Raw genomic sequence first — 21,146 nt, 5'->3', positions numbered from 1 at the left:
TTAAGGAGGGGGTATAATGGATGTTCGTGATAAATTACTTACGGAAAACTCCTGGAAATTGATGATTAAACTTAGTTTGCCTGCAATTCTAGGTCAACTGATAGTGGGATTATATGCCTTTGTCGATTCAATTTATGTCGGACAAATGGTGGGAACCGACGCCATGAGTGCAGTTTCGGCGGCATCTCCGTTTGTATTGATCAACAATGCAATTGCAGTTCTTCTTGGTATAGGTTCGGGCTCTGTGCTTTCTCGGGCAATCGGGAAAAAAGACAAAGCTACCGTTGATAAGATTATAGGGAATCTGACTTTTCTGGTAATCATTTTATCGTCAGCAGTTATGATTATCGGTATCATATTTGCTCCTGAATTTTTGCGTTTATCAGGTGCCGGCGGAGAGGTGCTGGAGATGGGTGTTTCTTATTTAAGAACAGTATATCTCGGCTCCATATTCGTAAATTTTATGCAGGGTGCAAACATGGTAATAAGGGCAGAAGGACGCATGGGAATTGCCATGGGGATCATGGCAGCCGGGGCCATTCTGAATATTATATTAGATCCTGTATTCATTCTGCTTATGCCGTCTCGAGGACCGCAGGCTGTTGCAATCGCAACTGTGATCTCTCAAATCAGTCAAGCTTTGGTTACCTTAATATACTTCCGGAAAAAAAGCCCGGTGGTTCGTTTTCACGGGATAAAACCCGCAAAAGACTTATTGCCTGAAATCTTTTCCGTGGGAATGAGTGCTATGCTCATGCAAATCATGATGTTGGTTCAAATGACAGTCGTATATAATACGGCGGTGCATTTTGGCGGAGAGAAACAAATAGCTCTTATGGGAGCCGCCCAAAGAGTTATGCAGCTTGCATTTGTTCCTATATGGGGCATGAGTCAAGGGCTGCAGCCTGCTGTCGGAACGAATTTCGGAGCAAAAGAGTATATGCGAGTTAAAAAGCTTACTAATGTATTTATTATAGGCTCCACTTGTCTTGCCGGATTTTTCTTTGCCATAATCGAAATTTTTTCGGTGCAGATATTATCTGCATTTATTACCGATTCAGCTATTGTAAGTTCGGGGCTAACTAATTTTCGCCTTATGTACTGCGTATTCCCTACTTACGGCATACTCATAATGACAGTTACTTATTTTCAGGCTGTCGGAAAAGCAAAACAGGCAGGAGTATTGGTTATCCTAAGACAGCTTGCACTGGTAGTTCCGTTAGTATTGCTGTTACCTCGTTTACTAAATGGAGATGTTCTCGGTGTATGGCTTGCATTGCCATTGAATGATGTCATTATAATTTTGATTGCAATTCTGTTGTTGATGGGTGAATACAAGCATCTTATTAAGCTTGCACAGGGAATAGGAGAGGTAAAAATCGACGAAATATCATGAAAGAGCTTCATTGTTTCTTCCAACATAGCAAACGCCTGATTATCAATAAATCAGGCGTTTGCTGCTACCTTATGAGATTGGCTCAATTAAAGTGATTCTGTATCTCAAATCTCGTATCGGCATTAACCGATGAGATCGAGAAGAGCCTTCTTGGGAACCGCTCCTACCGACTTGTTAACTTCCTCACCGCCCTTGATGACAAGAACTGTAGGGATGCTCATAACGCCGTATTTCTGAGCCAGCTCAGGCTGCTCGTCAACGTTGACCTTACCAACCTTGATGTCGTCTCTCTCTCCTGCGATTTCATCGATTACAGGCGATAGCATCTTACAAGGCCCGCACCATGAAGCCCAGAAATCAACCAGAACCGGCTTGTCTGCCTGTAGTACTTCCTGCTCAAAATTCTCTGTTGTCAATTCAATTGCTGCCATTTTATTTTCCTCCGTATTTACATTATTTTACATTACCAATTGCGTTAAGCGCCTCTGATTAATTGTGTACAATTTGTATATTTACACTTTACCATTTTTGCAGGCCTGTGTGTGATGATTCTGTGAGAAAATACAATATCATGCTATAATAAATAATCGGAATTTTAATAGAAATCGGAGATATGACATGTACATTGATGAGGCTGTTTTCAGAGAAATTTTCCATAAATTCATATATATCGAGTGCCCGGACGCAATCGAAGGACTTGCCGACACTCTCGAGATTATCGACGGAGCTACCGGAGTGCTTGCCTATTGCTTTTGCGAGGATCTGGTCGGCACCAGCTTTAACCTGCTGGCTTCCGTCAGGAAGGATGAGAAAGGCAAACTGGTTGTAGGCTCAAGGAGCAGCGAGCGATATGCAAGGGTTAGATTCAAGGATGTCAGAGACTATGAGTTTGAGATGGCAGAGGAGCTGGGGGCTGATCTATCTGAGTATGAAGATGTGCCGGAGGACATCCTGCACAACTTCGAGTCAGCAGATCAAAAGATGACGATGCTGCGAGAACTGGAGCTGCTGGATGGCGGACGCAATCTGGAGCTTCCGGACTTTATAAGCGTTATTGTGGCCCAAAAGGGGAGCCTGCCTGAGGTCGTATGGGTGAGGACGACGAGCTTCGGCGAAGACGAATTTCACGGAACTCTGCTTCAACCACCCACGCAGGGCTTTGGCCTCGAGGCAGGCCAGAAGGTTAGATATCGCGCATACAAAAACGAAGGGGAGATTGTGCTGATACTGGATAGCAGCATGCTGAGCTAATGGATATTACACACAAGATAACTGAAGAATTGGAGATTAAGAAATGGCAGGTCGAGGCGGTCATCAAGCTGATAGATGAGGGAAATACGATTCCGTTTATCGCCAGATACCGCAAGGAGGCTACCGGTGCGCTTGATGACGAGACGCTCCGTCGCTTCGATGAGAGGCTGCGCTATCTCCGCTCGTTGGAGGATAGGAAAGCGACAGTAATAGCTTCTATCGAATCGCAGGGCAAGCTAACGGACGAACTGCTCGCCAAGCTGGAGCAGGCCGAGACGATGGTTGCAGTGGAGGACATCTACAGACCGTACAAGCCTAAGAGACGCACTCGTGCCATGATAGCCAAGGAGAAAGGGCTGGAAGGCCTTGCAAAATACATATTGTCGGCAGATGCTGCGGTTCCTGTTCCCGAGGAGGCAGAGAAGTATCTGAACGAGGAGCACGAGGTCGTAGATGTAGAGACAGCGATCAAACTGGCTCAGGACATCATAGCCGGTGATGTGTCAGATGATGCTGATATCAGAACATGGGTCAGGGGCACAACATATAAGGAAGGCGTGCTGATTACATCGGTAATACCTGCGGCTAAGAAGAAGCTTGACGAAATCGGACAACGCAGCGTGTACGAGAACTATTTTGATTTTGCTGAGAAGGTGGATGGACTGCCCGGACACAGGATCCTGGCTATCAACCGCGGAGAAAACGAAAAAATGCTGAGTGTCAAGCTCGAAGCACCGGTGGACAAGATAGAGCAGCATATCTGTGCTGAGCTGGGAACCTGCAATAACAGGCTGACTCAGCAGTACAGCGAGGAGGCTTGCGTAGATGCGTATAAGCGTCTGATTGCACCATCTATCGAGACGGAGATCAGAAATGAACTGACACTCGGAGCACAGGAGGCAGCGATAAAGATATTTGCCAGCAACCTCGAACAGCTCCTCATGCAGCCACCGATTGAAGGCAAGACAGTTCTCGGTTGGGATCCCGCGTTTAGAACGGGCTGTAAGCTTGCAGCTGTAGACGCGACAGGCAAGATACTTGATACGACGGTCATCTACCCGACGGCGCCTCAGAACAAGGTCAAGGAAGCCAAGCAGGTGTTGGCCAAGCTGGTCAAACAATATGACATTGATATAATCTCGGTCGGAAACGGTACAGCTTCGCGCGAGTCTGAGCAGATTGTCGCCGAGTTTATCAAGGAGTACGAGCAAGGGCTATATGCCAACCCAAGCAAGAAACTGCAGTATGTGATAGTCAACGAGGCCGGTGCGTCTGTGTATTCGGCTAGCAAGCTGGCGACTGAGGAATATCCGGATCTCGATGTCGGCGAACGCAGCTCGGCATCTATTGCGCGCAGGCTTCAGGATCCGCTGGCGGAGCTGGTCAAGATAGATCCGCGTTCAATCGGGGTCGGACAGTATCAGCACGATATGGATCAGAAGAGGCTGTCAGAGGCGCTGGAGGCAGTTGTAGAGGCTTGTGTTAACAGTGTCGGAGTTGATCTGAATACAGCTTCCGCATCGCTGCTCGAATATGTCTCGGGCATCAGCAAGCCGATAGCGGCTAATATCGTGAAGTATCGTGAGGAAAACGGGCGATTTGACAGCAGAAGGCAGCTGCTCAAGGTTGCAAAGCTCGGACCGAAGGCTTATGAACAATGTGCCGGATTCCTCAGAATCAGGGACGGTAAAGAGCCTTTGGACTGCACGGCGGTTCACCCTGAGAGCTATGAGGCTGCCGGGAAAATTCTGGAGCTTATGGGTTACACCCCTGCCGACATCGTCACAGGCGCGGCAAAGGGAATCGCGGTCGATGTGAGTTCAATGAATAAGCTGCATGAGAAATATGGCAGCAAGCACGGAAATGGCAATGGCGATAAGCCTTCTCTGAAGCAATTGGCGGAGGACGCAGGCATTGGTGAATACACACTCAAGGATATCCTGTCCGAAATAGAAAAGCCGGGGCGCGACCCTAGAGATGAGGCGCAGGCGCCGTTGCTGAGGAGCGACGTGCTGGACATCAGCGACCTGAGACCGGATATGGAGCTGAAGGGTACGGTTAGGAATATCGTGGACTTCGGTGCATTTGTTGACATAGGCGTTCATCATGATGGACTCGTTCACATCTCCGAACTGTCCGATAGATTCGTAAAGCATCCGCTTGACATAGTGAAGGTTGGAGATATCGTAAATGTACGTGTGTTGTCGATCGATGAGAAACGCAAGAAAATATCACTCAGCATGAAAAAGAAACGATAATCGCAGTTATGAGCAGCTTAGCGTTGATATATCGATGGATGTAAATTGCCGACATCATGGTGTGAATAGCTGCAAATAAAGGGGTATGGCGAAAGCCAAGGAGGTTGAAATGGAATTCGGTAAGGTGGTAAGAGACAGGTATGCGTGCAAAAAATACAGCAGCAAGAAAGTTGAACGAGAAAAGCTTGAAGCTGTACTGGAAGCCGGAAGACTTGCTCCAACGGCGAAGAATCTTCAGGAACAGCATATCTACGTATTGGAGTCTCAGGAGGCTCTGGACAAATTTGATATAGAAACACCATGCAGATACGGTGCGAAGACGGTTATAGTAGTTGCTTTTGATAAGGATAATGTCTACAGATATCCCGGCGGACAGAGAGATTCGGGGATTGAGGATGCTTCAATTGTTGCAACTCATATGATGCTGGCTGCGACCGATCAGGGACTGAACAGCTGCTGGATTAACTTCCTTGATCCGGATAAATTAGCTAAAGCGCTGGAGCTTCCGGAAAACGAGGAGATATTGATGGCGCTCGATCTGGGGTATGCAGCGGAGGATGCGGAGCCTCTGGCAAATCATTTTAGCCGCAAGGAACTGAGCGAAACTATTTCATATCTGTAATAGGTACTAGGTTAATTATCGTCATAAGGACGTCATATAAAAAGCCTCGGGTGCAGCCCGAGGCCTTTTATATACGCCTGCACGGCAGCCTGGCTGCGCCTGTCCCCGGCCGGTTCCGATGATTGAAACGAGCAGGTGTGCAACGTATGCTGAGCGAAGCAAGGCTCCGGGAATTCTAATTCCTGTCCGTTGATCACTTCTCGCTGATTGAAGCTGCTGCCGCCCTGGCTGAAGACCATGCGAACTGCAGATTGTATCCGCCTGTTATGCCATCGACATCCAGAATTTCGCCGATGCAGTATATTTCGGGATCGGATTTTAGCTGCATCGATTTGCAGTCAAACTGTTCGAGGCGAAGGCCGCCCGCGGTGACCATCGCCTTGTCGAAGTCACCGCGCGATTCGATTTCGAATCGGTCCTCCGTCAGGAGGACGGCGGCCTTCTTATGACTGCCGGCGGCGCGCTTCGCCACTAGCTTGGCGAAGCGGCGAGGCAGGGCGAACTCGCTTGATATTCCGGTGGCGAGGTCGCCGCCGCCCGCCGGGATCCGCTTCCCGGTTTTCTGATTGAAGCTGCCGGCTCGTTTATCGCAGCTAACCCCGATTTTCTGATTCAGACTTTCAGCACTGCTGTCACAGCCGGTATAATTTACCCGGTTCAGAATGTCGGCCTTGCTGTCACCGCAGGTTCCGGCAAACGTATCGGGGTTCAACCTATCGGCAGCTTCTTCCCTGCTGATCCCTAGGTAGTTGAGCACCAGATAGCTGCCGGCTTCTGCATACTTAGAAGCGTTGAGGATAACCGGACCCGAGAAATTCTCATGCGTCAGCAGCACTGACCCGGACAGCTGTGCGAGGCGCCTTCCGACCTTCGGATAGATGCTGACAGAGATATTATCTATGGATATACCGGCTAGCTCGCCGTATGGGTAGTCAGCTACACTTAAAGGAGCAAGCGACGGTTGAAGAGTTGTATGTTCAATTCCGAGCGAAGCAGACAGGACGTCATACATCGAGCCGTCGGAACCGCTGCGAGGGTACGATCTGCCTCCGGCTGCCACTACGAGGTGCTTTGCAGCATAGCTGAAGGCTTGCCCGTCAGGAGCTGTGGCGAGAACAGTAATATATTCGCTATCGTGTTTAACATCGACAACCTTTCTGTTGGTTATAACTTTGAAGCCGTGCGATTCGGCCTCAGACAGCAGCAGATCCCGAATATCCTGTGCGCACATGCTTTCAGGAAATACTCGGTTCTCTTCGCTTGTGATGGTCTTGATTCCGTGCGATTCGAGGTAGCCTATGAGATCGTCGTTGCTATATTTGTAGAGTATCTTGCGGATGGAACGACCGGCCGAGCCGTAGCAGCTCGGGAAATCCTTGATGCTGCCGGCATGTGTGATATTACAATGGCCATTTCCGCTCATCAGGAGTTTTGTGCCTATTCTCGAGGTGGCCTCGAGGATAATGGCGCTGCCGTGCAGATTGGCAGCGCACATAAGTCCGGCTGCGCCGGCACCGATTATTATGGTATCGCTGTACGCAGTATTTACGAGGGTATCATCATGAAGTGTGATTTCTGCCGCTGTCCCGGTAGAGTTGTTTATATTTGTATTTTGTTTCAAATTCATCTCCTAGGTGTATAATGAAAGTCACACAATTATATCATAAGCTGCAGTCAGGTCGCCTGTCGCTCAATGGCCGACCGTGATAAGAACAGGAGGCCTTGTGGGCATCAATATCAACATCATTTATGGAGTGATGATCCCGTTTATCGGGACGACGCTCGGAGCGTTATGCGTCTACCTCATGAAGAATGAACTCAGCAAGAATATTGAACGAATGCTCAGCGGATTTGCAGCCGGCGTTATGGTAGCGGCTTCTATCTGGAGCTTGCTGATCCCGGCGATGGAGGACAGCAAGTCGCTGGGCAGGTTTGCGTTCATGCCGGCCATTATAGGATTTTGGATAGGTATCGGGTTCCTGCTGATGATGGATCATGTCGTGCCGCATTTGCACGCCGGCAGCAACGAGGTGGAAGGCCCCAAAGCAAGCTTGTCAAAGGAGATGATGCTCGTCTTGGCAGTTACGCTGCACAACATCCCGGAGGGAATGGCTGTTGGTGTTGTGTTCGCAGGCTGGCTTACCGGTGAGGCCAATATCTCGCTAGGCGGCGCATTCGCTTTGGCTATTGGAATTGCTATTCAGAATTTTCCTGAGGGTGCGATAATCTCCATGCCGCTATATTCCGCCGGCGCTTCGAAGCATCAGGCGTTTCGCAATGGCGTGTTGTCGGGAATTGTCGAGCCGATCGGCGCTATTCTTACGATTATATTTGCACAGGCTGTTACGCCGGTTTTGCCTTACATGCTCAGCTTTGCGGCGGGAGCTATGCTGTACGTTGTCGTAGAGGAGCTGATACCGGAGATGGCAGAAGGCGAGCATTCACATGGTGGTGTGATGATGTTTGCAGTCGGCTTTTCTCTGATGATGATGCTGGATGTTGCACTCGGATAACGGCAGGGAAATGAAATATATGAGCGGGAAATATTAACAGAACTATAGGTCCCGATGTGTGAACAAAAGAGAAGTCCTGATATGTGAACAAAAGGGAGTCTCCGACAAAGCGAATCAGAAATAGTGTAGAATGTAGAATATAGAGAGGTGGTGATTGGTATGTCGGTATCAGAGATTATAGAGAGAATTAAGGCGGATGAGAGGAATTCCGAGTATACAGAGCGCAACATTCCGCCTGTATTTCAGATCAACGAGAAAGCTCGAATCTTGGTGATCGGGCAGGCACCCGGACGAAAGGTAGAGGAGACGCTAATCCCGTTTAACGACAAGTCGGGCGAGAAGCTTATCTCGTGGATGGGCATAGACAAGGCCACATTTTATTCGGATGAGATTGCCATCATGCCTATGGATTTTTACTATCCCGGCAGGGGCAAGACAGGCGATTTGCCTCCAAGGAAGTTCATCGCCGAGGAGTATCATAGTGCACTGTTGGCTGAGCTCAGCCGCATCGAGATGACTCTGCTGGTAGGCAAGTATTCGATGGACTACTATCTCAAGGGCGAGATGAAGAGGAATCTGACTGAGACAGTTAGGAGCTATGAGGAGTATCTGCCTAAGTATTTTCCGCTTGTACACCCAAGTCCGCTCAATTTCCGCTGGCAGGCCAAGAACCCCTGGTTTGTGGAAGACGTGGTGCCTGTGCTGCAGAGGATGGTTGATGAGATCATCGGAAGCTATGCCGGGCGGATATGAAATTACAGGAAATCAACTGAACGATAGTGTCAACTGATCTATGAAAACCGAGACAGGCTATCAACCGGGATTTATAGATTAATATTGCGACTGTATTGCGACTTTAAAGATTAACAAATATGTATTATGGAGGGGGAAATGGACGGTAGATATAAGCTGGGATTTGGTCTGATGAGACTGCCGCAGACGAATCCCGATGACGCAGGCAGCATTGATATTGCTGAGAGCGGTCGTATGGCAGACGCTTTCATAGACAGGGGATTCACCTACTTCGATACAGCTTGGATGTATCACAACAGGCAGAGTGAACCGTCTGCCAAGGAGTTCCTCGTCAAGAGACATGACAGGAGCGAATACACCTTGTCTACCAAGCTGCACTCGGGGTTTTTCAACACAGAAGAGGAACGCGACGCGTATTTTGAGGCGCAACTCGAGAAGACAGGCGCAGGATATTTTGATTACTATCTGCTCCACGATGTCGGACGAGAAAATATCGGCAAGTTTGAGGAGCTGCACTGCTTCGAGTATCTGCAGCGCAAGAAGGATGAGGGTCTGATCAAGCACCTTGGGTTTTCTTCTCACGAGGACGCCGAGCATGTGGATAAATTTCTTACTGACCACCCCGAGCTCGAATTCATTCAGCTGCAGATCAATTATCTGGATTGGAACAGCGAGGGCGTGCAGTCCGGGCGTTGCTATGAGGCCGCGGTGCGACATGGCAAGGATGTAGTCGTCATGGAGCCGGTCAAGGGAGGTATTCTTGCAAATGTTCCTCCTGAGGCGGAGAAATTATTTAAGACTTACCGTCCCGACATGTCAGTGGCATCGTGGGCTATCCGGTTTGCAGCTAGCCTTGAGAACGTCAAGGTAGTGCTTAGCGGCATGAGCAGCATGGAGCAGCTGCTCGACAATACCTCATATATGCAGAACTTTGAACCGTTGAATGACGAGGAATATGAGATTATCGACAAGGTTGTTGAAATTATCAACAGATCAATCAGCATTCCTTGCACCGCATGTTCATACTGCACAGAGGGATGTCCGATGAACATTCCTATTCCAAGGTATTTCTCACTTTACAACACGGATAAGTTAGAGGATAGCAGCAGAGAATGGACGACGCAGCGCGAGTATTACGAGAGGTCGGCAATGAAGTTCGGTAAGGCTAGCGACTGTATAGGCTGCGGTCAGTGTGAGGCGATATGCCCACAGCACCTGCCGATAATCAAGGACTTGGCTATGGTAGCCGATTACTTTGAAGGAAATCAATAAATCGCCGGCTATGCCGGTGAGATTAGGATAGCTTTAGCCTTAAGAAAAAACCTCCCTTATTATAATATGTCGGTTCGCCAACCGCATATTATAACAAAGGAGGAACGCCGTCATGGATGACAAAAATACTCTGTCACATACAAGCCGGAGATGTAAATATCGAGGAGGAATAAGAAATTGACTCTTGAAAGAATAAAGGCTGTGTTCGCCGCTCTGCCGAATTGTGCGGCATGGTCTTTACAACTGCTGAAAATTAATACGTCTAAGCAGAATAGAACATCATATACGGGAAGGGAGATTGCTCTTTCTCCGGAAGGTACTCTGACAACATTTGTTGCAGAAATTTCTGACCGTTATATTGATGGAAGTAAAGGGATGCTTAACTCCTACCGCGATATTACTGAATATAATGGTTCCACAATGGATAGGGTTATTTGCCGGCTCAATAAGACAAACGAATTGATTGCAACCGTTGTTTGCCTTTGATTTTACGCAATGGAGTCAGGTTGTTTTATTCCTTGTATTCTATTTGACATCGGGATTCCTATGTATTCGACACAACTGTTTCAGTGTAAACATCATTTTAGAGGTTAAAAACTTTCGCTTTTACCGCTTTAAAATTGAAAATGAGGATGGGAAGTTCTTGGAACAAAGAATTCTCAGTCATCGCCGATTAAACGGATGCGTTGGCGAGACGCTGTATCTGAAGTCCCTTAATAATGAGTATAAGTTGGACATACAACAATAAGAACTACCATGCAGGAGCATTTGTATTATGGTTTTTCTCAGGAACTGTTCTGCTGATATTTCCTATTCCAATATTTTTTCAATTGTTAAGAAAGAATAACAGCTTTTAATAGAAAAATATAAAACGGTTAGACATACTTGACTTATAGGGGTAGGGGGTATATCCTAAATCCATCGGCAGATAAATCATGACAATATTTTAAGAGAGTGAGGATGGAATATGGCAGAGCTAAGCGATAGGAGAAGAGCCTGCAGAGGCTGTGCCAAAGGTAAGCCGAATTCAGCATTGGATCTAATCGGTCGCGTTTCTGACAGAGAAGAGAACAATACAGAGTATAGTGCCGCTTGTGCAGAACCGGATATTCCTGAGATGTCCGACAGACGCCGCAGGCGCTCTCATACGGAATATAGGAGTCTAATGAACAGACTCAAGAGGATAGAAGGTCAGATCAGAGGAATAGAGGGAATGCTTGAGAGAGATGCCTATTGTCCGGATATACTGATTCAGGTGTCTTCGGTTAACAGCGCGCTCAACAGCTTCAACAAGGAGCTGATGGCAAGTCACATCAAGGGCTGCGTAGCTAATGACATCAGAAACGGTGATGATGAAACTATCGACGAGCTGGTCAAGGTAATGCAGAAACTTATGAAATAGATCGGCTGAGAGAGGAACTCATTTGTAAGAACGACGCAATGGGGAATAATACACAAGTATATCATATAGATGATGCGGAAAGGGAGATGAGACAGGATGGATAGATATAACGTAACCGGCATGAGCTGTGCAGCCTGCCAGGCTCACGTCGAGAAGGCCGTCAGCAAGGTGCCGGGGGTTGAATCGGTATCGGTCAGCCTGCTCACCAATTCGATGGGAGTTGAAGGTAATGCCGATGCGGAGGATATAATCAAGGCTGTAGAGGACGCAGGCTATGGAGCTAGCCCGGAAAATTCCGCCGGAAACACGCAGTCCGGAACAGGTTTACTGGAGGCGCAGGAAAAGGCGCTCGAGGACACGGAGAGCCCCGTGCTCAGGAGGAGACTGATATCTTCAGTTGTTTTCCTGCTCGTGCTCATGTATTTTTCGATGGGACACACCATGCTCCACTTGCCGTTGCCAAGCTTCTTTGAAGGTAATTACGTCGGTATCGCGCTTGTACAGATGCTGCTGGCGATTATAGTCATGTTTATCAACAGAAGGTTCTTTGTCAGCGGATGGAAGAGCGTGCGCGCAGGAGCTCCAAATATGGACACTCTGGTAGCCATGGGCTCAATGACCTCGTTTCTATGGAGCTTATACATACTGTTTCGTATGACTGGAGACCTGACAGACGGCAATCCCGAGGCTGTGACGGCCGGAATGCACAACCTGTATTTTGAGTCGGCGGCGATGATTGTAACCCTGATTACGGTCGGCAAGTTGCTCGAGGCGTTATCCAAGGGCAGGACGACAGATGCGCTCAAGAGCCTGATGAAGCTCGCTCCTAAGATCGCGGTTCTCGAGAGAGATGGCGAGGAGGTAGAGGTGCCTGTTGCCGAGGTCAAGATGGGGGATGTGTTTGTTGTCAGACCCGGGGATAGCATTCCGGTGGACGGAGTGATTCTCGAGGGCGGTACAACCATAGACGAGTCAGCACTCACGGGCGAGAGCGTACCGGTAGATAAGGATGCCGGCGACGAGGTGTCGGCAGCTACGATTAACAGAACCGGATTTATCAGAGCGAAGGCAACGCGTGTCGGGGAGGATACGACGCTGTCGCAGATCATCAGAATGGTGAGCGATGCGGCAGCAACCAAGGCGCCGATCGCCAAGATTGCGGATAGGGTGTCGGGCGTGTTCGTGCCGGCAGTCATCATCATAGCGGCCTTGGTGACACTGATCTGGCTGCTTATCGGACAGCCGTTCGGATATGCGCTGTCGAGAGGCATAGCGGTACTGGTTGTCAGCTGCCCTTGTGCGCTCGGGCTGGCAACTCCTGTAGCTATCATGGTCGGCAGCGGCATGGGTGCCAAGAACGGTATTCTGTTCAAGACAGCAAGCTCGCTTGAAGAAACCGGACGCATCCGTATAGTTGCCCTCGACAAGACGGGAACCATCACCAAGGGTGAGCCGGCCGTTACCGATATCGTTCCGGCTGCAGGCGTTACAGAGTCGCAGCTGCTCAATATTGCAAATGCGATCGAGAAGCGCAGCGAGCATCCTTTCGCACTTGCCATTACCCGATTCTTCGATGAGAATCGCGAATCGCTGGGCCTTGCGGATGTCGAGATAGAGGCTTTTGAAGCGATTTCAGGAAGAGGTATCAGGGCTAAGCTGTCGGGTGCAAAGGATAACGGCGAGCTGTATGCAGGAAGTGTAAAGTTCCTTTCGGGCATAGCGGAAGTCGATACGAATATGAAGCTGAGAGCGGAATCACTGGCAATACAGGGCAAGACGCCGTTGATGTTTGCAGGCGGCGGCAAGCTCATCGGCATGATTGCTGTAGCGGACATAGTCAAGGACGACAGCAGGAGTGCAATCGCTGAGATGAAGAAGCAGGGCTTGCAGGTGGTGATGATTACCGGTGACAATGAGAAGACAGCCAAGGCTATAGGCGATCAGGCCGGCGTAGACCACGTGGTTGCCGGAGTGTTGCCTGACGGTAAGGAGAAGCTGATCCGTGAGCTTGGCACCCTAGGCAAGGTTGCCATGGTAGGTGACGGTATCAATGACGCGCCTGCACTGACCAGGGCAGATGTGGGGATCGCCATTGGAGCCGGCGCGGATGTTGCCGTAGATGTAGCTGATGTAGTGCTCATGAACAGCAAGCTGTCAGATGTGTCGGCAGCAATCAGACTCAGCCGGGCTACGTTGCGCAACATCCATGAGAATCTGTTTTGGGCGTTCTTCTACAACGTGCTGCTGATACCTCTGGCTGCGGGTGCTTACGTGCACATCATGAGAGGGTGGTCGATGAATCCTATGTGGGGCGCAGCCGCGATGAGTATATCGAGCTTCTGCGTATGCATGAATGCTTTGAGGCTCAATCTGTTCAAGGTGCATGATGCCAATAAGGATAGGAATATCAATTCCGGCATAGACGCCGCTGAACTCGGGGCACTGACAGGCAAGCTGTCGGAGGTCACTGTTGATGACAGGGAAGCGGCACAGGTCGTTAATGGTGATTTGGAAGCAAATGATAAATGTTTTAAGGAGGATATGGTAATGACTAAGACGATGAACATCGAAGGCATGATGTGCGGACACTGCGAGGCAACTGTCAAGAAAGCTCTGGAAGCGCTTGAGGGTGTCGCAAACGCAGAGGTCAGCCACGAGGCCGGAACTGCTGTAGTGGAGATGACAGATGAGGTTGAGGATTCTGAGCTTCGGAAGGCTGTCGAGGATAAGGATTACAAGGTCGTATCTATTGCATAGTGAATCTTGTGTGTTACAATGAAAACGTATGCGGTGCTATACCGATAACTATTAATTGATAGAGGAGAGGTAATTATGATTGCAAAAAGTATGGAACCATTCCTGGCAGGCAGCTCTGTTATCAGAGCAATGTTCGAAGAGGGTAAGAAGATGGCTAAGGTTTATGGAGCGGAAAATGTTTACGACTTCAGTGTCGGGAACCCCGGACTTCATCCACCTAAGGAATATAGAGACGCCATCAATTACGTTAACAACGAGATGGATCCTCACATCGTTCACGGTTATATGCCTAATGCGGGATTCGAGTCGACCAGAACAGCTGTAGCCGAGAACCTCAACAAGAGATTTGGTGCTAATTTCACTTTCGAAAACATCATCATGACAGTTGGAGCAGGTTCTTCAATCAACGTGATCATGAAGACAATCTTCGATCCCGGCGATAAGCAGATCGTATTTGCGCCATACTTCGTTGAGTATGCAAATTGGGCCGGCAATTACCACGCAGAGACCGTAGTTGTACCCCCTAACGAGGCAAACGGCTTCGAGCCGGATCCGGAGGCTCTCAAGAAGGCGCTAGACCCTAAAGTCAAGGCAGTCATCATCAACAACCCTAACAATCCAACAGGAGCGATTTACTCTCGTGAGACACTCGAGCAGATTGCAGCGGTTCTCAAGGATGCAGAGAAGGAGTACGGACACCCGATCTACATTATCACCGATGAGCCTTACAGAGAGCTGGTATATGTAGATAAGGAAATCGTGTTCATTCCTGACCTATATGACAACACAATCATCGCCTACTCTTGGTCAAAGTCGCTCTCAATCCCCGGAGACAGACTCGGATACCTCGCAGTTTCACCTAAGTCTGACAATGTAGAGGAGTTCATGGCTGCAGCTACGGTTGCAAACCGTATCTCCGGAGACACCAATGCCCCTTCGATGGTTCAGCTGGCAGTTGAGAGATGCATGGACGCACAGGTTGACGTTCCTTACTACAAGAAGAACGCAGAAGACCTATATAAGATTGTTACAGACGCCGGATTTACAGCAATTGTACCTCAGGGCGCATTCTATCTGTGGGTTAAGTCTCCGGTTGCAGACGAGAAAGAGCTCGTAGCAGCAGCCAAGGAGGAGAGAATCCTCATGGTTCCCGGCAGCGCATTTGCCTGCCCTGGTTACATCAGACTTTCTTTCTGCATCGCGAACGAGACTATCCGGAGATCCGCAGAGTCGTTTGCTAAGCTGGGCAAGAAGTTCTTCGGCTAAGACCCGGCACAGCGATATATTCCGTCGTGGTTTCTTGCAAAAATCCTGCAAAAATCCCGCAAGGTCTTACACATTTCCAACCGATTTCGCAGCCGGAACGCACTGTTCCGACTGCCTCGCAGGTGGGTGAGTGATAGTGACGATATAGACGGAAACTTAAGTACTGTGATAGAATAAGCGTGTGAGGCGAGGCCTTATGCGCTTATTATTTTTGTAACAAGAGAGGGTGCTCCAATGGTTAATATGGAGAGAATTGCAAGCTTCAGCGTCAATCATGACACGCTGCAGAAGGGTATGTATATTTCAAGAATAGATGGTGACGTGGTTACTTACGATATCAGGATGAAGAGGCCTAACGAGGGTGATTACGTTTCAAACGAGGCACTGCATACCTTTGAGCACCTCTTCGCGACATACGCCAGGAACAGCGGGCTGTCCGACAAGGTTATTTACATCGGGCCTATGGGCTGCAGGACCGGCTTCTATCTGTTGATGAGAGATACGGCTACAGGGCAGCAGGCGATCGATCTGGCTAGAGAGTCGTTTGCCTTTATCGTTGATTACGAGGGAGATATACCGGGAGCGGAGCATAGCGAGTGCGGTAACTACAAGGAGCACGACCTTGAGGCGGCCAAGGCTGTGGCCGGAGATATGATGGAAGTTCTCAGAGATTGGAACGAGGAGAGACTGGATTATGACTATAAAGGATAAGAGCATTGGAGCTGCCTTTTGTGACGCGGCAGCAGTTATCGGGGGAAATGCCAAGCTGGGCATCGTATGTGCGATGGATGTAGAGATGCAGGGTCTGCTGGACGCGATAAGAGGTGTTTCTGTCGAGGAGATTTATGGTTTTAAATTTTATGAGGGTGTACTGGAGCACACCAAGGTTGTGCTGGTCAGATGCGGCATCGGTAAGGTGAACGCAGCCAGAGGCACACAGCTCATGATAGATAAATACAAGCCAAGCTACATCATCAACAGCGGTGTGGCAGGTGCGCTCAATGTAGAGCTGAGGCCTATGGATATAGTGGTTGGCAATGACTTTGTGCAGCACGATTTCGACCTCACTCCTCTGGGATATGCAAAGGGCAATCTGGCTACCGGTGACCGAAGTAAGCCAACTGTTGTGAAGGCTGACGAACAGATGGTTGCGCTTCTGACAGAAGTGTCCAGGGACATCTCCGGTAGGCATGAAGAGGCCGGCACAGTTACGGTTGGCAGAATTGTCAGCGGAGATCAGTTTGTCAACACTCCGGAACTTAAGGCTGCGCTCAGAGATGATTTTGGCGGTGACGCAGCTGAGATGGAGGGTGCAGTGCTGGCTTATGTCGCAGGCTGTGCGGGTGTACCGTGCGCAGTGCTGAGAGTGATCTCGGATATGGCTGACGGCACCGGCAATGAATCATACCGGGTGTTCGAGCAGAAGGCTTCCAAGCTGTCCGCTGAGATAATCATCGAGCTGGTCAAACTGGCACCATCGCAGAATTAGAGCAGGATTTGAAAGGGGATTTACATCATGGCTACTAAGATTTATACTTCAGCCGATCAACTGATCGGCAAGACGCCGCTGCTCGAGCTGACAAGAATTGAAGAGGAGCTTGGTTTCAAGGCAAAGGTGCTCGCCAAGCTGGAGTACTTCAATCCGGCGGGATCCGTAAAGGATAGAATTGCCAAGAGAATGATTGAGGATGCAGAGGTAAGCGGCGAGCTAAAGCCGGGCGCGACGATTATTGAGCCGACATCCGGCAACACAGGTATCGGGCTTTCTTCCGTAGCAGCCTCAAAGGGATATAAGACAATCATTGTAATGCCGGAGACCATGTCTGTAGAGAGAAGACAGATCATGAAGGCATACGGTGCAAGGCTCGTGCTCACAGAAGGCTCTAAGGGTATGAAGGGTGCTATTGCTAAGGCTGAGGAGCTTGCAGCCGAAACAGAGAACAGTTACGTTCCGGGACAGTTTGTAAATCCGTCCAATCCGGCAGCTCACAGAGATACGACAGGACCGGAGATCTGGGAGGATACGGACGGTAAGGTTGATTACTTTGTAGCTGGCGTAGGTACAGGAGGTACACTGACAGGTGTTGGGGAATACCTCAAGTCACAGAACGCAGATATCAAGGTCGTGGCAGTTGAACCGGAGGGTTCACAGACTCTCGCTAAGGGTGAGGCGGGGCCACATAAGATTCAGGGTATCGGTGCCGGTTTTGTACCGGATACTCTCAACACTGAGGTGTATGACGAGGTTATTCCGGTAACAAACGATGATGCGTTTGAGACTGGAAGACTAATCGGTCGCAAGCAGGGTGTGCTCGTAGGAATTTCCGCGGGCGCAGCTCTGTGGGCAGCAATCGAACTGGCCAAGAAGCCTGAGAACGAAGGTAAGAACATCGTAGTACTGCTTCCTGACACAGGTGACAGATATCTGTCGACTCCGCTTTTCCGGGACTGATTGGAGCCCGATGTTACAGAAATACGCATAAACGGGCTTTAGGCAGCAAATGAAATAAATAAGATTATAAGATTTCAGTGAAAAGGCAAGACAGCTTAGTCAGGAATGGCTTCATATGCTGTAATAAACATACTGTAACAAGCGGAACAAACAATTGAATGAGGAGCGGCATCGCAATTACCGCTCCTTTTTTGCGTTTATTAGCAAGTTAATGTAGAATATAGAGAACTGTATATGCTGGGAGGAGGCTGTGTTAGTTTCAACAAGGGGAAGATATGCGATAAGAGTAATGATTGATTTGGCTGAGCATAGGCATGGCAAATTTATTCCTATGAAGGAAATTGCCGACAGACAGGAGGTTTCACTCAAGTACATGACAAAAATCATGCAGGCGCTGACGAAGTCGGGGTTGCTTGACGGACAGCACGGAAAAGGCGGCGGCTATAAGCTCAATAGAGAGCCGGCCGATTATCGTGTTGGTGATATTCTTCGGCTTACAGAGGGCACGCTTGCGCCGGTTGCCTGTCTGGATGTGACTGACTGCAGGTGTGACAGGGCTGCCGAGTGTCGTACGAGACCGATGTGGAACGAACTCGACAGGATAATTAACGAGTATTTGGATGGAATAACTATAGCTGACTTAATGGAGGAGGACGCTGCTGACAACTATATTATCTAGTGTTAGGTGGGGTAACGCTTGATTATGTATGTATTAATTTGTGATGACAACGCCCGGGAGCGCGAGTTGTGCTATAAGCAACTGCTACTCCATGAGGATTATTTTGATGAAGGATTAGAAGTGCGGGAGTTTGCATCCGGTAAAGAGCTGCTCTTTAAATTTCCTGATCTTGAAAACGAAGTAGACCTTATATTTTTAGATATTGTGATGCCTGATGTTGATGGTATCACAGTTGCAAAGAGTCTCCGCGAGATGAACTATACCGGTGAGATTGTGTTCTTCTCGAGCACAATTGATTATGCTATTAACGGGTACGATTATGAAGCGCTGGCATATCTTGTAAAAGGAAAGACGACGCCGGCGAGGTTCGACGACGTACTGAAGCATTTCCTGGTGCGCAGGAAAGAACGCACAGGAGCTGTTATTATCCTTCGATGTGCCGGTGAGACGCGCGTCATTGATGTAGCGTCAATTAGATATTTTGAAGTGTATAAGAGGTTGACAACCGTTTATTATGACGATTCAACCTTCAGCTTCTATTCGCCGCTAGCTAAGCTGAGTGAGGAACTGGAGGGCAAGAATTTCATCAGGATTCATAGAGCGTATCTTGTTAATCAAGACTACGTCTCTAAGATGACAATGCGTGATGTGACACTCCGCGATGGAACGGTGCTTCCGGCGGGTAGAAATTATATCAAGAAGATAAAAGAAGACTAGTTATGTTGAGGAAAGAATTGAACAAAAAAAATATTAGGAAGCTTATGATGGCGGGTGTGGCTGTCATAGTTGCTGCGGTCTGCACTATAACCGCTATGTCCGGTGCTGCTGTAAGTGCGTTTAGCGGAACAGTATCGCGGGGAAATGCGGACAATGCCGCTATAAACACCACAAAGGATAATACTTTATCTGCGAACGCGGCAAGTGACATTTCACAGCCGAATAGAGCAGGGGTAGCAGAGCCTTTTGGTAGACCTGCAACGGTGAAAATACCTGCCGCGCCCAATAATGAAAAGCACACACTGACAGTTACGAACAACGGAGTTGAGTATAAGGTTGGATATACTCTGCGAGCTCAATTAATATATCCCGAGGAGATAAGCGGGATGGATAGTGATCAGGCTCTGGAATATATAGCCAACAAGTGCATGACATTTTATTCGCTGGATGGAGGACTGCCGGATAATTTGGATATTGTGCTTGGCAGAGATTATTTTGCCAGAATTGATGGAACATCCCAGCTTAACCCGGAGCAGCTGCTGGGAACATATACGCTGGAGATAGCGGACAATTCGGACTTTACAAATTCTGTGACAACGCGTGTCACAATTGGAAATGGTGGAAATGGCAGTAACGACAATCCGCAGCCCGGCTCTAACCCCGGACATCAGGAGTCGACTCAGCCACATGCAGGTAAGCCGAGCGGCAATGTTCCGCATAATGGTGGAAATCCGACTGTCGACGCAGCGACTGCTTTCGCCGATGGCGCTGATGCTGTCATAAACAGAGACGCACATGAACAGGCCGGTAATGTTGACAGGAGCAGCCCGTCAGATAATTACGCTGCAGCGGGAAAGGCCGGAAGAGGTGCTGACGATGCAGGCGACCGCGCGCTTACAGTAGCGGCAAATGCAGCAACAGCCGGCGCAGGAGCAGGTTCGATTTGGCTGCTTGTGCTGATTATATCTGATATTCAACTGCTGCTGTGGTATAAGAAGCTCAAGGCAGCTAAGCTGAGTAAGGCCTTACATCACTAAAGCTCAGATGAGAGGTGACACTTATGAATTATAGGTTTATCGTGTGGGTTGTATTGGCTATACTGGTAGCCATAAAGTTCTATACGAAAAAGAAGGTAGACAATATCGATGGATTTGGAGGAATTACAACTCGCGATGAAATCGAGCAGGCTAAGAAAAAGCGCTAGACAGGATAACATGAGGTTGCGTATTTGGAGATGGATTTAGTATGCCCGCACATAACATATAGGGGCAATCCATGCGCAAATCACAGGAAATAGAGAGAGTTATTATAAAGCTTGTAAAATTTAAGTGCAGAGAGAATGGTTGTGACGAAATATCACAACCATTTTATGTTGAAAATGAATTTGAATTTCAATTAAAGCAACCAAACTGATTGACAAAACAAAACAGTTAATGTACACTAATTTAAGTTAAAAACACTTAACACGGTGTTGGCTATATAACTGACAACGCGGTTATTTGCCGCGTATTTTAAATTAAATTAGTGAAGGAGATGCACGATATGATACCAATCACGCTAGCTAAAGCAGGAGAACTTGTGACAGTGCGCAAGATTACAGGTAATGACGCTATTAGACAGCATCTCGCGGAACTCGGTTTTGTAGTAGATGCGAATGTTAAGGTAGTCAGTGCATACGAAGGTAACGTGATACTGCAGGTTCACGGTTCAAGGATTGCGCTGAATGAGACTATGGCAAGACGAATTATGATCTAGCACGGCTAGCACTAATTCTTCAGCATTACATATTATTTTATTAAGGAGGATAA

Annotated in this window: 21 protein-coding genes; 19 read left to right on the top strand and 2 right to left on the bottom strand. The window is 48.5% G+C overall.

The window, feature by feature from the left end; genetic code table 11:
* Nucleotides 1-16: 16 nt before the first annotated feature.
* Entirely contained in the window at nucleotides 17-1,396 is a 1,380-nt protein-coding gene (locus tag HMPREF1152_RS07235) for an MATE family efflux transporter (RefSeq protein WP_009644585.1), read from the top strand.
* Nucleotides 1,397-1,518: 122 nt separating this feature from the next.
* Here HMPREF1152_RS07235 and trxA read toward each other — a convergent pair whose 3' ends face one another.
* Complete coding sequence (gene trxA / locus HMPREF1152_RS07230) at nucleotides 1,519-1,827, bottom strand: thioredoxin (RefSeq protein ID WP_009644509.1); 309 nt, start codon at nucleotides 1,825-1,827, stop codon at nucleotides 1,519-1,521.
* 187 nt (nucleotides 1,828-2,014) lie between these two features.
* Between trxA and HMPREF1152_RS07225 the strand changes: the two genes are divergently transcribed.
* The 3 genes from HMPREF1152_RS07225 (at nucleotide 2,015) to HMPREF1152_RS07215 (ending at nucleotide 5,527) form a co-directional block, all read left to right on the top strand.
* A complete protein-coding gene (locus tag HMPREF1152_RS07225) occupies nucleotides 2,015-2,647 on the top strand; it encodes a hypothetical protein (RefSeq protein ID WP_009644525.1) in 633 nt (210 codons plus the stop codon).
* Complete coding sequence (locus tag HMPREF1152_RS07220) at nucleotides 2,647-4,905, top strand: Tex family protein (RefSeq protein WP_009644540.1); 2,259 nt, start codon at nucleotides 2,647-2,649, stop codon at nucleotides 4,903-4,905. The genes HMPREF1152_RS07225 and HMPREF1152_RS07220 overlap by 1 nt, the downstream gene beginning before the upstream one ends.
* A 109-nt stretch (nucleotides 4,906-5,014) precedes the next feature.
* Nucleotides 5,015-5,527: a nitroreductase family protein gene (locus HMPREF1152_RS07215; RefSeq protein WP_009644576.1), complete on the top strand. Its 513-nt coding sequence runs from the start codon at nucleotides 5,015-5,017 to the stop codon at nucleotides 5,525-5,527.
* Between the two features lie 193 nt (nucleotides 5,528-5,720).
* Here HMPREF1152_RS07215 and HMPREF1152_RS07210 read toward each other — a convergent pair whose 3' ends face one another.
* Nucleotides 5,721-7,148, bottom strand: a complete 1,428-nt coding sequence (locus HMPREF1152_RS07210) for an NAD(P)/FAD-dependent oxidoreductase (RefSeq protein WP_009644531.1) — start codon at nucleotides 7,146-7,148, stop codon at nucleotides 5,721-5,723.
* 103 nt (nucleotides 7,149-7,251) lie between these two features.
* Here HMPREF1152_RS07210 and HMPREF1152_RS07205 point away from each other — a divergent pair, with 103 nt between their 5' ends.
* From HMPREF1152_RS07205 to HMPREF1152_RS07140, 15 genes are all read left to right on the top strand, one after another.
* On the top strand, nucleotides 7,252-8,040 hold the full coding sequence (locus HMPREF1152_RS07205) for a ZIP family metal transporter (RefSeq protein WP_009644562.1): 789 nt from the start codon (nucleotides 7,252-7,254) through the stop codon (nucleotides 8,038-8,040).
* 159 nt (nucleotides 8,041-8,199) lie between these two features.
* Entirely contained in the window at nucleotides 8,200-8,793 is a 594-nt protein-coding gene (locus HMPREF1152_RS07200; protein WP_009644546.1) for a uracil-DNA glycosylase family protein, read from the top strand.
* A 138-nt stretch (nucleotides 8,794-8,931) separates the two neighbouring features.
* Nucleotides 8,932-10,065: an aldo/keto reductase gene (locus HMPREF1152_RS07195; RefSeq protein ID WP_009644577.1), complete on the top strand. Its 1,134-nt coding sequence runs from the start codon at nucleotides 8,932-8,934 to the stop codon at nucleotides 10,063-10,065.
* 177 nt (nucleotides 10,066-10,242) lie between these two features.
* A complete protein-coding gene (locus tag HMPREF1152_RS07190; RefSeq protein ID WP_009644494.1) occupies nucleotides 10,243-10,551 on the top strand; it encodes a hypothetical protein in 309 nt (102 codons plus the stop codon).
* A 481-nt stretch (nucleotides 10,552-11,032) separates the two neighbouring features.
* Nucleotides 11,033-11,467 carry a metal-sensing transcriptional repressor gene (locus HMPREF1152_RS07185; protein WP_009644501.1) on the top strand — a complete coding sequence of 145 codons (435 nt, stop codon included), beginning with the start codon at nucleotides 11,033-11,035 and terminating at the stop codon, nucleotides 11,465-11,467.
* 96 nt (nucleotides 11,468-11,563) lie between these two features.
* Entirely contained in the window at nucleotides 11,564-14,224 is a 2,661-nt protein-coding gene (locus tag HMPREF1152_RS07180) for a heavy metal translocating P-type ATPase (RefSeq protein ID WP_009644479.1), read from the top strand.
* A gap of 75 nt (nucleotides 14,225-14,299) precedes the next feature.
* Nucleotides 14,300-15,490, top strand: a complete 1,191-nt coding sequence (locus HMPREF1152_RS07175) for a pyridoxal phosphate-dependent aminotransferase (protein WP_009644582.1) — start codon at nucleotides 14,300-14,302, stop codon at nucleotides 15,488-15,490.
* A gap of 243 nt (nucleotides 15,491-15,733) precedes the next feature.
* Nucleotides 15,734-16,201 carry an S-ribosylhomocysteine lyase gene (locus HMPREF1152_RS07170; protein ID WP_039883838.1) on the top strand — a complete coding sequence of 156 codons (468 nt, stop codon included), beginning with the start codon at nucleotides 15,734-15,736 and terminating at the stop codon, nucleotides 16,199-16,201.
* Nucleotides 16,185-16,979: a 5'-methylthioadenosine/adenosylhomocysteine nucleosidase gene (locus tag HMPREF1152_RS07165; protein ID WP_009644569.1), complete on the top strand. Its 795-nt coding sequence runs from the start codon at nucleotides 16,185-16,187 to the stop codon at nucleotides 16,977-16,979. The genes HMPREF1152_RS07170 and HMPREF1152_RS07165 overlap by 17 nt, the downstream gene beginning before the upstream one ends.
* A gap of 27 nt (nucleotides 16,980-17,006) precedes the next feature.
* The gene (gene cysK / locus HMPREF1152_RS07160) at nucleotides 17,007-17,942 is read left to right on the top strand and encodes a cysteine synthase A (RefSeq protein ID WP_009644474.1); all 936 of its coding nucleotides are present in this window, start codon (nucleotides 17,007-17,009) and stop codon (nucleotides 17,940-17,942) included.
* Nucleotides 17,943-18,192: 250 nt separating this feature from the next.
* Nucleotides 18,193-18,621 carry an RrF2 family transcriptional regulator gene (locus HMPREF1152_RS07155; protein ID WP_009644565.1) on the top strand — a complete coding sequence of 143 codons (429 nt, stop codon included), beginning with the start codon at nucleotides 18,193-18,195 and terminating at the stop codon, nucleotides 18,619-18,621.
* Nucleotides 18,622-18,645: 24 nt separating this feature from the next.
* The gene (locus tag HMPREF1152_RS07150; RefSeq protein WP_036381855.1) at nucleotides 18,646-19,338 is read left to right on the top strand and encodes a LytR/AlgR family response regulator transcription factor; all 693 of its coding nucleotides are present in this window, start codon (nucleotides 18,646-18,648) and stop codon (nucleotides 19,336-19,338) included.
* Nucleotides 19,339-19,355: 17 nt separating this feature from the next.
* Entirely contained in the window at nucleotides 19,356-20,375 is a 1,020-nt protein-coding gene (locus tag HMPREF1152_RS07145; RefSeq protein WP_156791983.1) for a hypothetical protein, read from the top strand.
* Nucleotides 20,376-20,398: 23 nt separating this feature from the next.
* A complete protein-coding gene (locus HMPREF1152_RS09615; protein WP_009644478.1) occupies nucleotides 20,399-20,542 on the top strand; it encodes a hypothetical protein in 144 nt (47 codons plus the stop codon).
* Between the two features lie 338 nt (nucleotides 20,543-20,880).
* Nucleotides 20,881-21,093, top strand: a complete 213-nt coding sequence (locus tag HMPREF1152_RS07140) for a FeoA family protein (RefSeq protein WP_009644499.1) — start codon at nucleotides 20,881-20,883, stop codon at nucleotides 21,091-21,093.
* The last annotated feature ends 53 nt before the right edge of the window (nucleotides 21,094-21,146 follow it).

Origin of the sequence: Mogibacterium sp. CM50 (assembly GCF_000293155.1) — a bacterium.
GTDB classification, from domain to species: Bacteria; Bacillota; Clostridia; order Peptostreptococcales; family Anaerovoracaceae; genus Mogibacterium; species Mogibacterium timidum.
Note: the sequence above shows the minus strand (reverse complement) of the source record. Positions and strands in the feature narration are given on the sequence as shown.